13 protein-coding genes and 1 pseudogene are annotated in these 12,609 nt (G+C 41.3%); 2 read left to right on the top strand and 12 right to left on the bottom strand.

Features of this window, described 5'->3' with window-relative positions:
• Positions 1–85 precede the first annotated feature (85 nt).
• Positions 86–289: a twin-arginine translocase TatA/TatE family subunit gene (locus AB5I83_RS03090; RefSeq protein WP_167834439.1), complete on the bottom strand. Its 204-nt coding sequence runs from the start codon at positions 287–289 to the stop codon at positions 86–88.
• 173 nt (positions 290–462) lie between these two features.
• Positions 463–1,731 carry a threonine ammonia-lyase IlvA gene (ilvA, locus tag AB5I83_RS03085; RefSeq protein WP_448972728.1) on the bottom strand — a complete coding sequence of 423 codons (1,269 nt, stop codon included), beginning with the start codon at positions 1,729–1,731 and terminating at the stop codon, positions 463–465.
• 165 nt (positions 1,732–1,896) lie between these two features.
• On the opposite strand from ilvA, the gene AB5I83_RS03080 reads away from it, so the two are divergent.
• Positions 1,897–2,118, top strand: coding sequence for a hypothetical protein (locus AB5I83_RS03080; RefSeq protein ID WP_023627653.1), 222 nt, complete (start codon positions 1,897–1,899; stop codon positions 2,116–2,118).
• An 83-nt stretch (positions 2,119–2,201) separates the two neighbouring features.
• On the opposite strand, the gene AB5I83_RS03075 is transcribed toward AB5I83_RS03080, so the two are convergent.
• Positions 2,202–2,933, bottom strand: coding sequence for a lysophospholipid acyltransferase family protein (locus tag AB5I83_RS03075; RefSeq protein ID WP_448972727.1), 732 nt, complete (start codon positions 2,931–2,933; stop codon positions 2,202–2,204).
• Positions 2,934–3,340: 407 nt separating this feature from the next.
• On the opposite strand from AB5I83_RS03075, the pseudogene AB5I83_RS03070 reads away from it, so the two are divergent.
• A pseudogene (locus AB5I83_RS03070) lies at positions 3,341–3,448 on the top strand (transposase); the annotation flags it as partial.
• 150 nt (positions 3,449–3,598) lie between these two features.
• Here the strand turns inward: AB5I83_RS03070 and AB5I83_RS03065 are convergent.
• The 9 genes from AB5I83_RS03065 to AB5I83_RS03025 all read right to left on the bottom strand — a co-directional run bounded on the left by AB5I83_RS03065 (position 3,599) and on the right by AB5I83_RS03025 (position 12,543).
• The gene (locus tag AB5I83_RS03065) at positions 3,599–4,087 is read right to left on the bottom strand and encodes a dihydrofolate reductase (RefSeq protein ID WP_448972725.1); all 489 of its coding nucleotides are present in this window, start codon (positions 4,085–4,087) and stop codon (positions 3,599–3,601) included.
• Positions 4,084–4,878 (bottom strand): thymidylate synthase, encoded by a 795-nt coding sequence (locus AB5I83_RS03060; RefSeq protein WP_448972723.1) that lies wholly within the window; start codon positions 4,876–4,878, stop codon positions 4,084–4,086. Before AB5I83_RS03060 ends, AB5I83_RS03065 begins: the two co-directional genes overlap by 4 nt.
• A 158-nt stretch (positions 4,879–5,036) precedes the next feature.
• On the bottom strand, positions 5,037–5,738 hold the full coding sequence (locus AB5I83_RS03055; RefSeq protein WP_448972721.1) for an anthrax toxin lethal factor-related metalloendopeptidase: 702 nt from the start codon (positions 5,736–5,738) through the stop codon (positions 5,037–5,039).
• 230 nt (positions 5,739–5,968) lie between these two features.
• Positions 5,969–7,048: a toxic anion resistance protein gene (locus tag AB5I83_RS03050; protein WP_448972719.1), complete on the bottom strand. Its 1,080-nt coding sequence runs from the start codon at positions 7,046–7,048 to the stop codon at positions 5,969–5,971.
• A 4-nt stretch (positions 7,049–7,052) separates the two neighbouring features.
• Positions 7,053–8,684, bottom strand: coding sequence for a YceG family protein (locus AB5I83_RS03045; RefSeq protein WP_448972717.1), 1,632 nt, complete (start codon positions 8,682–8,684; stop codon positions 7,053–7,055).
• 560 nt (positions 8,685–9,244) lie between these two features.
• The gene (locus AB5I83_RS03040) at positions 9,245–10,033 is read right to left on the bottom strand and encodes a TerC family protein (protein ID WP_448972715.1); all 789 of its coding nucleotides are present in this window, start codon (positions 10,031–10,033) and stop codon (positions 9,245–9,247) included.
• A 177-nt stretch (positions 10,034–10,210) separates the two neighbouring features.
• Entirely contained in the window at positions 10,211–10,789 is a 579-nt protein-coding gene (locus AB5I83_RS03035) for a YpjP family protein (protein ID WP_448972713.1), read from the bottom strand.
• 396 nt (positions 10,790–11,185) lie between these two features.
• A complete protein-coding gene (locus tag AB5I83_RS03030) occupies positions 11,186–11,962 on the bottom strand; it encodes a class I SAM-dependent methyltransferase (protein WP_448972712.1) in 777 nt (258 codons plus the stop codon).
• 146 nt (positions 11,963–12,108) lie between these two features.
• Positions 12,109–12,543 carry a BrxA/BrxB family bacilliredoxin gene (locus AB5I83_RS03025; RefSeq protein WP_448972711.1) on the bottom strand — a complete coding sequence of 145 codons (435 nt, stop codon included), beginning with the start codon at positions 12,541–12,543 and terminating at the stop codon, positions 12,109–12,111.
• Positions 12,544–12,609 lie beyond the last annotated feature (66 nt).

The raw sequence follows: 12,609 nt of genomic DNA, 5'->3' as shown, positions 1-12,609 counted from the left end.
AATTCCTTTTGGTGCTGTTCTTAAATAGCTTGTCATTTACAAGCCTCTTTTTCAAAAAAGGTGTAAGACAAAAGTATCTTACACCTTATTTAGTAACTTTCGTGATTTCTTTCTTTTCTTCTTCAAATTCTTCCATGACATCGCTTGTCAATTCGCGAGTTGATTTCTTGAATTCACGAAGCGTCTGGCCAAATGCACGGCCAATCTCAGGAAGCTTTTTAGGTCCAAATATAATGAGGGCTAAGACAAGGATTAAGATTAATCCAGGAACTCCGATGTTTGATAACATATCAACATCTCCTTTTTACATATTGTAAATCTACTATGATTATAGTACTTTTACTCCCCAAAGTGGAGGAATGCCGTGAAAGTTCATAAGAAATTCACAAAGGCTGCCAGAAGCTAATTTTCTGTGACAGTTCTTATTCTATAACATTCACCCTTAATTATCTATTATTAATATTATACCAGTAAATTAAACAACTGATTATCCTTATTCAATTCCATGAAGGCAAATCCCTTATTCTCCATGCTCGCAATCAGCCTATGATATTCATGTTTATTTTTCAGTTCGATCCCCACAAGTGCCGGACCGCTTTCTTTATTATTTTTCTTTGTGTACTCAAACCTCGTGATATCATCACCAGGTCCCAACACATCATCGAGGAATTCACGCAGCGCACCTGCCCGCTGTGGGAAGTTGACTATAAAGTAATGCAGCAGCCCTTCATGGAGAAGAGACCTTTCTTTGATTTCCTGCATCCTGCTTATATCATTGTTTCCGCCGCTTATAACACATACCACTGACTTTCCTTTTATTTCATCCCGGAGGAGGTCAAGTGCTGCAATTGGCAAAGCTCCAGCTGGCTCAGTGACAATCGCATGCTCATTATATAACTCCAGGATTGAGGAACACACTTTTCCTTCTGGAACTGCAACGAGCTTATCGACATTTTCCTTGCAGATCTCATATGTTTTACTGCCGACACATTTGACCGCAGCACCATCTACAAATGTATCGATTTCCTTTAGGGGAATAACGCTATTTTGCTCAAATGCAGCGTTCATGGATGCGGCACCACTAGGCTCGACTCCAATAAGCCTCGTCGTCGGTGATACGCTTTTTATATATGTACTTACTCCTGCCATCAAACCTCCGCCACCTATACTGGTGATTAAAAAATCAACAGAGTCCTGGCAATCATTTAAAACTTCCACTGCAACAGTTCCCTGCCCAGCAATTACTTGTTCATCATCGAAAGGATGGATGAATTCCCTATTTTCTTTTTCTGCACATTCCCTTGCCTCCCGATAAGAGTCATCGAATGTATCCCCTACTAGTACGATATCAACGAATTCACGGCCGAACATCTCAACCTGGCTTACTTTTTGGCCTGGTGTTGTGGCAGGCATAAAAATTTTTCCATTCACCCCGAGCTGTCTGCAGGCGTATGCTACACCTTGAGCATGATTCCCGGCACTGGCGCATACCACTCCCTGATCAAGCCCCTGTTCCCATAATAACTTCATTGAATAATAAGCACCCCTTAACTTAAAGGAGCGTACATGCTGCAAATCCTCACGTTTCAAATAAATATTAGCTTCATATTTTTCAGATAAACGCTGGTTCAGTTGCAATGGTGTATGGGCAACAACCTCTTTTAGATGCCGATAGGCAATGAGAATGTCTTCAACACTTACCCATTTTTTCTTTATTGTTTCTTGTTCCATACTGTCACCCTCACTTTGCAAAATATTAATTTTTCCATTATAACATGAAATATTCTAATCTCAGTTAAATTTTTTAAATATTTAAAAATTTTAGGCTTTTAAGATGAATATAATGGTAGTAAAATAACATATAATAACGGAAATTACGCTGGAGGGAAATGAGAAATGGAATTTTCATTAAACAGTTATGACGGGGCTTTGCCAGTAGAGGTTACACTCGATGAGGATAATGGCCGCTACATGATTCGCAAAAGTGATACTAGCGGAGAGTATTTCAATAGTCCTTTGGAAATGGTGAAATGGATTAGAGACAACTTTAAGCCTGAGGATTTTTGCATTCCTGCAGAATTCACCCAAATGATGAATAGCCTTGCACAATTCGAATAACTCCATTACAACATCCAGCCAGATTTTCTAAAAACGAACAGCCCCTGCCATCGTGCAGGGGCTGTTGACATTTTCAAAATGAATTAGGAGGCAATTCTTTTGGCGTTCCTGGACTGGATGATCACTTCCCTAATTTCTTCAGCAAGGGAAATTAAATCTTTATCCTTATATTGCCGGCTGTAAATCGGAGGGCTGATGATGACTTTTATTTTTGCAGGTTTGACTAATCGGCCATTTTTCTCGAATACATCGGCTGTTCCTTGTATGGAGATCGGCACAATCGGAACACCTGAATCTTTAGCAAGCCGGAATCCCCCTGCTTTAAAGAGGCCAACAGGTCCACCCTTGCTTCTCGTTCCTTCTGGAAAAATCACAAGTGAATTCCCATTCTTTAAAAGTTCCACCCCTGCCATAATGGAGTCAGTCGATTTTTCACGATTCTTCCGATCAATAAAGACACAATTGATGGCTTCCATCCAGGCAGACAAAACCGGGACCTTCTTTATTTCAACCTTCGCAATAAAGCCAAAAGGCTTTTCAAGGGCCCCAATAAGAACAGGGATGTCAAAATTGCCCTCATGGTTACTGGCAATCAACACCGGACCTTCGGGAATATGTTGAAGTCCATCAACTTCTATCTGTGAACCTGTCAGTGCCATGAACGTTTTTGACCATTTTTTTGGCGTCTCATGAATCAGTTGCTTCTTACTATCTGGAGTTAGATCATCCGGCAATCTTTTTAATCGTGAAAGCCTTGGTATGGTGTAAACAAGATAGCCACCCATATACAAAAAACACGCAATTAATCGAAGCATTGTTTCCTCCTAAGGTTATTCTGTTGTCATTATACTGGATTTAATAGGAAGAGACTATATGTATCGGAAAATTGTATAGAAAAAGCAGTCCTACGATGAATATCGTGTTTGTTTACAGTCTTTTTTTATTGGTGCTGGAATGGGGCTGTTGATTTCCGTTCCAGGCGCTTCGCTTTCCGCGGGGCTGGCGGTGAGCCTCCTCACCGCCGTTGGCGTCTGCGGGGTCTCACCTGTCCAGCTGAGCCCGCAGGACATTGATTGGCTTCCTCGAATCTGCCCACGCACGATGGAAATGCGATAGCATTTTCGGAGGAGTCTACGCGCCTTCCACTCCAATCAACAGGACTTCCAAACTTAACGTGGAAGTATGCTAAAGTCTATTTTAAAATAGAAGAATAAAAGGAAATAAAGGAAAGCATGGCATGCGTTGGACAACCCTATGGGGACTTAAAAAATTTTCGATGCAGGCGATGCTTACTTTCGCCACCATGAACCTGAAGAAGGTGACCAACTAGGCATGGAGCAGACCAGTAATGGCCTAAAAGTATAGCAAAGAGAGTACATTTTCTATAAAAAATCCGAAGAAATTCAGAAAGGGGTTCAGAATGAAAGCATTCCGAACCCCTTTTGTCAACAAACTGAGCAGTCCTAAAAGGACTGCAAGCTTATTTTCGCTTATAGATTAAAAACTCATAATCGTATGGATTTTTTTCATCCTTCGTTCCGTTCTCTCTTGTCTCAAGCTCCCATTTATCAATGTCGAACACTGGAAAGAAGGTATCGCCTTCAAACTGGTGATGAATCATAGTAAGGTACAGCTTGTCTGCATGCGTGAGGACTTCCTTGAATATTTCTGACCCGCCGATGACGAACACTTCTTCAGTCTTGTTCTCAGCTGCAAAGGCTAACAGGTCATCAATTGAATGCATCACAGTGCACCCCTCAGGCTCGTAATTTTCGTCACGCGTAATGACGATATTTTCCCTGCCTGGGAGGGGCTTGCCGATCGATTCGTAAGTTTTCCTCCCCATTGCGATTGGATGCCCCATTGTCATACGCTTGAAAAATTTGAGGTCTTCCGGGAGTCTCCACGGCAGCTGGTTGTGGTATCCGATGACTCTGTTTTCATCCATTGCCCAAATAAGCGATATCATACACTGACAGCCCCTTTAATATGTGGATGCGCTTCATAATTAACTAGTTCAAAATCTTCGTATTTAAAATCAAATATTGATTTGACCTCAGGGTTGATCCGCATTTGCGGCAATGGTTTAGGATCGCGTGTAAGCTGCAATCTTACCTGCTCCAAGTGGTTCGAGTAAATATGGGTATCGCCAAAAGTATGCACAAATTCGCCGGGCTCAAGATCGCAGACATGAGCGACCATCATTGTCAGCAAGGCATAGGAAGCAATATTAAATGGCACACCCAAAAATACATCAGCCGATCTCTGGTAAAGCTGGCAAGAGAGCTTGCCATCGGCTACGTAAAACTGGAACATACAATGACAAGGAGGCAGAGCCATCTTATCGATTTCAGCCACATTCCATGCATTGACAATCATCCTTCTTGAATCAGGATTGTTTCTTATAGTATTGATCAATTCGGTGATCTGGTCTACCGTCTCACCATCTGCACCTGTCCATGAACGCCACTGGTGGCCATATACCGGGCCGAGTTCTCCATTTTCATCTGCCCACTCATTCCAGATTCGTACTCCATTTTCCTGTAGGTATTTCACATTCGTATCGCCATTCAGGAACCATAGAAGTTCATGAATGATAGATTTCAAGTGGAGTTTTTTCGTAGTGAGCATCGGAAATCCATCCTGGAGGTTGAACCGCATTTGATACCCGAATGTACTGATCGTACCAGTACCTGTCCGATCTTCTTTTTTTACACCTGTATTCAATACATGTTCACAAAGTTCTAGATATTGTTTCATGAATCTCCCTGCCCTTCAAAGCCTTCGATTTCTTTTTCTTATTTTAGCAAATTCATCCCCTATGGTGGAAGCCTATACCTTTTATTTTAAATTCTCTTATAACTTAGCCAAAGTGTTCTGTTTTTCCTGCCGAATGGTTCAATAATAGCAAAAAAGGCCTAATCCAGGCCTTCGATATATTGGTAGGTTTGCGGTGCTGCTTCCTTAAGCAGTTTCGCAGGCAGTCCGCCAATATAGAACATTGCAAAGCTTTCAGCAAAATATTCTTCAGGATAATCGAGGAAATAGCCACGCCCCGGGAAAAGCAGCCTGCTTTCACGTTTCCAGATTTCCTGAAACCTCTTTTCATGCCTGATTCCGTCATAAACATGGCGGTCAAGTGAATGGGCAAATTCATGCAATTCAAGATTGACAGAACCGTGGCCCTTTCCTTTTTCACTGCTGCCTATTTTCACGAGAACCGTCCGTGAACCGCCAATACCAGGTACCTGATCCCATGTCTTATCAGATGTATATCCTCGAGGGACGATTCCCTTCAAATGGCTTGCTGTTGGATTATCCGTCAAACTGCCTTCGAATAACTTTACTTTAATATTGTTGTTTACTGCTTTAAAAATCATGCTTTCTGGAAGAATCGTAAGTCTTTTTATGATCATAGCTGCTTCTGCCTGATTGAAGTCCTTTTCCGGCAGGACAATCAATCTGCCAGCCAGCCTTGCGTCTTCAGGCATCAGTGATTCATATAACAAGGATTGTTTAGGATATTCATATAAGAAAATGCCGTCCATATTTGCATTGGAGCTTCCGAGCAAGGTGAAGGAAAGTATGATAACAACGAATATTTGATAAACCTTTTTCATTTATTATCCCCTTTCCTGTAGTGTATTAGCCGAAGATGTAAATAGGTGGAAGAGTCATTAATCCGTGGAAATTTCACTATAGTAATCTACTAAAATTATAACATATGATTGCTTGCCTGCTGATTGAGAATTTCAGGAAGGCCTTTATTATTTGTCATTAAAAAACTCACCCAAATCAGTGCTTGGGTGAGTTTTTTAATGGACAAAGAATCAATTATGACTGCTTATGTTTACTGCTTGTAGGTTTCCTGAAGCTGTTTCAAGTGCTGCTTACCTTCTTCATACAGACGCTTATTTTCATCCTCAATTGCCTTGATTTCCTTCATTCCATTAAGAATTATCTGATAGCATTCTTCAATTGTCTCAATCCTGATGCCTGGTGTACCTAAATGGCGGACGAGATTCACATTGTTGGCGGCAATGTCCTGGGCATTCTTGACCATTACCTCATTCGTGCTCCGATCGAGCTCTTTCATCGAATCTGTCATTAAATTTTGCCTCTTAGCTGCTGCAGCCTGTATCAATCCTTTCTTGAAAATGGGAATGGTCATTAGAAAAGCAGAGTTTATTTTGCTGACCAGTTTCTCATTTCCACGCTGTAGCTGCTTTATTTGGGGCGCAGTCTGCAAAGCGATCGTCTTCGCGATTTCAAGATCATGGATTCTTTTTTCAAGAAGCTCAGTCGCATTTCGTAATGAATCAAGTTCCATGGATGACAATTGATTCCCTTTCAATTCATTTTGTTCGAGATGCGGAAGTTTTTTTGTCTTCCATTCCTCCAGCTTCAATTCTGCACCCACAACGTATTTTTCAAGTGTCAAATAATCCTGAAGAATCTGTTCATGCAGACGTTCAAGCAGGTTCGTCATTTCTGTCATTTCACTTTTGTACTTAGATATTCTTATATAAACCAATTCTATTTCTTTCCCCATCGACTGATATTTCTGGTACAGCCTATCTGTCATCTTCCCACTGTTCCTGAATAACTTGCTTAAAATTCCTCCTATGGCTTTTTCAAAATCCTTTTTGTCATAACGATCCATGACCTTGTTTAATTGCTTGAGCAGTTCTCCATAGTCCTCTGCATTGGTCATACTCATTATTTCAAGAATCCGTTCCGAGAAACGTGAAATCTCAACCGACGGCTCCTTGCCATATTGAAGGATATTGATGGTATTTTCATCAATGCTCCGTGCAAGCCTCTGTATTTCAGGTTCATTCCTTAAAGCCAACTTAATATGAGAAAGCGGCGCTTCATTCATAGACTTGCCATTTGAAGAGCTGACACTTTGATCATGTGTTGGATTCATCAGCTTAATCTCTCCTTAGGATTTTTGAGATGCCATGAAAAATAACCTTTTTTATGACGGAAGGCTCCTTTAGCTCTTGTTCGAATACAACGTCCTCAAGCCAGTGGGATACGAAGGCACTTTGATCGATGTAATTTTCGATGTCACTTTGCCCCGCAGGGTTATAAATCACTATGTCAACTCCAAATTGATTCAATAACAGCAGGAGCGCGGCATCTGGCCTGGTCAGCGATCCGTTGAGTTGGTTATTGAAGAGAATCAACTTAGGCACGTTCTGGGAGTAGTCGAATTTCTGCAGCATTTTCAAAATAATCTCCGGTATCTGCATTGCCTGATTGAACAAATAAACTTTGACATCATCTTCTTTCTCACTATTCCTTGGCTTAAGTTTAGGAGCTGCACATATGTTTCTGATTGCTGTAGCCAGGCCATTTTGCAGCCCGGCAGGCAGATGACTATACTTCCAATAATGGGCACCTGCCATCTTTTCCGGATTGATAAGCCCATCACGATCCAATGACTTTTGATAATGAAACCGAAAGTCATTATTCGCACCTGGAGAAACAGGCAAGCTTTTTACCAGATAGGTATTTTCCTGAAGCATCAAGCCATGAAGACGGTTCCAATATTCACGGCGATTACTTGTCACGCCATTGACCTTTGCAAATAAGACTGGAATTTTCACGAACTTCCTCTGTAAGTCAAAATGTGGTCTGAACATCGCCTTTTCCCTGGAAATCAGAAACATTTCGTCATACGTTGTTCTTAACGTAATGGCATTAGGAATGTACTCTCTTAGCTGCCATGGTTTATAAATCACTGTACCTTCACAGTCGAGTATTTTTTCGATTTCCTTAGAAGCCCTGAATGCGACTGTAGTGGTGGTCTTCAACCGCTTTTCCTTTGGAAATGGCTCTGGAGTACTGGTTTCCGGGAAAATATGAAAAAATGTTTTCAATCCATCCTGTTCCCCTATCGATAATATGTCATTGCCCGCCGGATTGAAGGAAACGATGTCGCAGCCCATTTCAATTAGAAAGAACAGCAAATACTGGTGACTTTTTTTATAGTTCCCATACCACAAAAACGCAGGCATCCTCTCATCAGGGTCCGCGTTCTTTAGATGATTCTCCAGCTGGACAATCCATTCCATTACATCATTGAGAACAACAAAAAACCCTTTGCTCTCGAGCCCCTCTTTTTCCAAATTCGTATACAGTTCAATCATTTTAATCGCTGCTTCTCTTATTTGCCTATTGATCAGGAAGTTCTCTATAGTGGGCAGCAGCCTTTCTGCATCCAAATGGGAAACAAAGCTTTTAATGGATAAGTTTTGTTCATTGACGAACCTGCTTATTTGCTGTATGGATTCAATATGGACGGTTGAATTTTTCAGTGAAGAGTCGCTTAACAAGACTAGCCCATGAGAGTGAACATAGTCATACAATTGGTTATAATATGCATCTTCATCATGAGGAATGCCAATGAAACTAGCAACCACTTGGCTGATATGTGTATAAGGGCCCTCTTTTTTATAAAGAGCCCGCTCCCTAGAAGGAGTATTTAACATGGCCAAACAGTTATCGTATGTAACAGTTACCGGGTGGATGATTAATTTGGTGTTTGTTGGATGCATAGAATCACTTCCTGCTGAGGACGTTAATCTAAAATTGAATGTCGATTTCGAATTGTCTGCCATTATCATACCATACATATAGAGGTGTCTTAATTTTTTGGATCTAATAGCCATACGGTCGAAGAACCGCTAAAGTTTCATCCATTGCCGCAATTTCTTTATTTCACCTTTCAGCCTACCCTCGCATATAGATGAATACTTAAACATGGAAGGTGAAATCACATGCGCTTTATTTTTAAAAGAGAGCCTGTTGAAGAAATGCAGCTTGAATTACAGGAAGTCAGTCAGGCGTTGTGCTCAGGCGGACTAGTTTTGTTTGATTTATTATTTTATTCACTTATACTCACCGTTTTAATCACTCCATCTGCCTCCACATTTTTACACTTCACATGTACTTTTTTACTTACCTATGTATCATTTGCCTGCCTATTCTTATTTGTCAGGAGAACAGTTAGAGTGATCAGCCCTGTCAGGAACTATGATAAGTAAATCTATTTTTAGTGACAATCGTCCTGCAAAATAATAAAAAGGAACAGATCTGTATCCGTTCCTCAATGCCGTTATTGGACATTTTTTTGCTGTTCATTCACTTCAGCTTTCTTCTTATTAATATAGTGTAGGACAAATGTTGCTGCGAAAGTAATCAGCAACAGAATAAAGAAGTAGGCATGTTCTAAATGGAAGCCAAACACACCAGCCAACATTTTCGCCGAAATGATAAAAATCAGAATGTAGGCTGTTGTCTCAAGTTCGGGAATCTTCTCAATCAATCTAAGAAATACTCCAGCAACCCCCCGCATCATCAAAACACCAAGCATTCCCCCGAGGAGCAAGACCCATACTTCCTCGCTGATTCCCAAAGCCGCGAGGACACTGTCCACGGAGAATGCAATGTCCATCAATTCCACTGCAGCCACCGTCCCCCAGAAGGTACCGAATAACCGTATCAGCAGACCGCTCTGATTGATTCCTGCAGCTTCCCCGCTATCCTGATGTTCACCTTTTTTCTTTTCGATAAAATATTTGATTGCCAGCCACGCCAGATATCCGGCTCCTAATACCTTCACCCACCAGAATTCAATTAAATAAACTCCTATTCCAATTGCAATGAACCTGAACGCATATGCGCCAAGCAACCCATAGAATAAAGCTCTTTTCCTCTGTTTTTCTGGCAAGTGTTTCACCATGACCGCCAGCACTAAGGCGTTGTCAGCAGATAAAAGCCCTTCAAGGATGACGAGTGTACCAATAAGCCCCCAGCTGACAGGATCCGTTAAAACCTCGACCCACATATCCCAATTAAAAAACTGGACATAAGTATCAACAAACCCTTGCAGTATGTCTGCCATTCTAGATGTTCCTCCCATTTTTGGTTCTTAGGCTTTGTACAGAAAAACCCAGCATCAGCCGGGCCTCTATAAAAACTTATTTCGTTTTTCTTAATTTAAGTCCTAATAAGCCAAAATAAATGGGATTCACGCATATTTTTTAAGGCAGAAAAGCTGTTTTCGAATGCAGGATTATGTTCAGCTTCTCCATTTAGGCGGAGTATTTTTTGCCCAGAATATTTTCCCAAGCTCATAATGAGTCTGGAAGTTATCATGATACGTGTGGTAGTGGAAATTAAACCAGAAACCATCCTTTGGCGGCTGGTCTCTCCTCACGTGGAATCGGATAATGTCCTTGCCACTGTCCCCGATAATATGAAAAATCTTTTCAGATTCACCACCACCAGGCATTTCTGTGATACGCAGTGAATTCAACTTTTCTCCTGGATATTGCAGTGCTACCATTTCAATTGCTTTTTCAATGTTAGGCAAAATGGTCTGCCTAAATTCATCCTCAATCACCGGGCCAATTTTCGTTCCAAACTTCTGGAAAGATTGCAGTTCGGCTTCTCTCATTGCTCTATGCATGAATGTGTCCCTTTCCGCTTCCTCATCTAAAGGGACATCCAGAGAATCAATGAAACTTGTTTCAGCAGCAGTCGATTTTTCAGATCTTTCAGTGGTTGTCAGAAATCCATTCGCCTGCGCAGGAGATACCATCCCAAACGAGACAATTGAAATCATGACAACGAGCGATTTGCGCAGCCATGCCGGCATGTCGATCACGTCCTTATGGATATAGGAATTTTCATCTGCAAATATATCAATCTGTCTTCAGTTAGTTCCGTAGAAAAAATCAAAATAGGTGATACTATGAAATATTTACTTAGTATTATTATAACTTGTTTATACGAAAAATTGGGCAAAGGGTTTCAGATTTTTTAAAAATGGTAATAAGGAAATAGTAGAGGCTTCTTTAAAGAAGTGAAAAAGGGAGGTCAAGAGTATGGAGTGGGTCGCTGTTGCAGTCAGTCTAATAACGCTTGCTTATTTTGTCTATTTGGCAATTGCGGATTAAGGTGAGCAGGATGGACAGCAATAATGTATCAGTTATTGTCCGTCATGAATCTCCACTGTCAAAGTAAAGAGATCACAAAAGAATGGGGCCTTGCCTCATTCTTTTTCTATGACCCCAAAATGAAATTTAGCGGTTTTTCTTCTGTACACATTGAAACCAAAATCCTCAAATCGCTTGCTTCTGAAATGGTCCTTCAGGATGACTCTTTGCCTGGCAACACGGACTGCCTGTTGAATCACTTCTCGTGAAAGCCCCTCATATACGGCAAAGTGCGTAAGGCCCCTGATTCCATCTGACTCTAGTATCGATTCATCGAACATGGGGTCAAAATAAACACAATCGAAGCTATCAGTTTCCTGCTCCTTAAGGAACTCCATTGAATAATCTTGTACCACTTTTATTTTTCCCATAGCATGATTGATGGCTTCATATCCCGAATCCCATGTCTTGAGACCGGCTTTAACTAAATATGCTAGTTCAGGTCTTGCTTCTATACCTGTGACAGATCCCGTCTCTCCTACAACAAAGCTAGCTGCGATACTATCGGACCCAAGACCGAGCGAACAGTCAAGAAAACTCATTCCTTCTTGCAGTTTTGCCGCCTCAATGAGAGGATCAGTTTCCCCTTTCATTAATCGTTTGATTCGAAACATGGCAGAATTAGGGTGGAAAAAGAAAGGCTCCGCAGCTCCCAGCGGGAATAGTTCAAGCCGTTCTTTGCCTACAACGAGGCAGTCGTCCTTTACGATTTCCTGGAGCGCTGATACTGACCTTTTTTTCCTTGGAACGAAATCTGCATTAAGTTCAAGGGCTATTGCTCTTGCGTGAGCTGTCATCATCTCATTTGTCCTGCCTGCAGTCGTCACAAACACACCCAACACCTCCTGACACCATTTTCATTTTGATAAATCCCCTGATCAACATAGAAAAAGGACGTCCTTAGACATCCTTTTCCTAACCTATTGCAATGTTCACATTAAGGTCTCGCTATAATGACCGGTTATTGAAAACCAACAGCTTAGCAATGAGAATCAAAAGCAGTTGTTAAGTTTTCCATGATTGCTTCCATTGGCTGACCTTCGATATCATGGCGAGGAATAAAGTGTACGACTTCTTTCCCCTTCAACAATGCCATTGATGGTGAAGATGGCTCAAGATCTGTGAAGTACTCACGCATTTTTGCCGTTGCTTCTTTATCCTGTCCTGCAAAAACAGTCACAAGATGATCCGGCTTCTTCTCACTGCGCAAAAGTGCTTGAGTTGCAGATGGACGCGCAAGGCCTGCAGCACAACCACAAACAGAGTTCACTACGACAAGCGTCGTTCCCTCTACATTTTCCATAAATTCTTCAACTTCAGCCGCGGTAAGCAGTTCTTTGAAATCCGAACGTGTCAATTCCTCGCGCATTGGCTTTACCATTTGTCTCATATATTCTTCATATGCCATTGACATAAATAAACCCCTCCCAAACAATAGTTTGCAGTGTTAGCATACTATATTATTTATGCCCAACGCAAT

The organism is Mesobacillus sp. LC4 (genome assembly GCF_053543455.1).
The sequence above is the reverse complement of the archived record's forward strand: the minus strand, read 5'-3'. Positions and strand labels throughout refer to the sequence as shown.

Excerpts from the sequence above, each read along its gene's own strand:
- AB5I83_RS03045 (WP_448972717.1), bottom strand. The coding sequence starts at position 8,684 with ATGCATCCAACAAACACCAAATTAATCATCCACCCGGTAACTGTTACA.
- AB5I83_RS03080 (WP_023627653.1), top strand. The coding sequence starts at position 1,897 with ATGGAATTTTCATTAAACAGTTATGACGGGGCTTTGCCAGTAGAGGTT.
- AB5I83_RS03025 (WP_448972711.1), bottom strand. The coding sequence starts at position 12,543 with ATGTCAATGGCATATGAAGAATATATGAGACAAATGGTAAAGCCAATG.
- AB5I83_RS03040 (WP_448972715.1), bottom strand. The coding sequence starts at position 10,033 with ATGGCAGACATACTGCAAGGGTTTGTTGATACTTATGTCCAGTTTTTT.
- AB5I83_RS03050 (WP_448972719.1), bottom strand. The coding sequence starts at position 7,048 with ATGAATCCAACACATGATCAAAGTGTCAGCTCTTCAAATGGCAAGTCT.
- AB5I83_RS03035 (WP_448972713.1), bottom strand. The coding sequence starts at position 10,789 with ATGCCGGCATGGCTGCGCAAATCGCTCGTTGTCATGATTTCAATTGTC.
- AB5I83_RS03075 (WP_448972727.1), bottom strand. The coding sequence starts at position 2,933 with ATGCTTCGATTAATTGCGTGTTTTTTGTATATGGGTGGCTATCTTGTT.
- AB5I83_RS03055 (WP_448972721.1), bottom strand. The coding sequence starts at position 5,738 with ATGAAAAAGGTTTATCAAATATTCGTTGTTATCATACTTTCCTTCACC.
- AB5I83_RS03090 (WP_167834439.1), bottom strand. The coding sequence starts at position 289 with ATGTTATCAAACATCGGAGTTCCTGGATTAATCTTAATCCTTGTCTTA.
- AB5I83_RS03060 (WP_448972723.1), bottom strand. The coding sequence starts at position 4,878 with ATGAAACAATATCTAGAACTTTGTGAACATGTATTGAATACAGGTGTA.
- AB5I83_RS03065 (WP_448972725.1), bottom strand. The coding sequence starts at position 4,087 with ATGATATCGCTTATTTGGGCAATGGATGAAAACAGAGTCATCGGATAC.
- ilvA (WP_448972728.1), bottom strand. The coding sequence starts at position 1,731 with ATGGAACAAGAAACAATAAAGAAAAAATGGGTAAGTGTTGAAGACATT.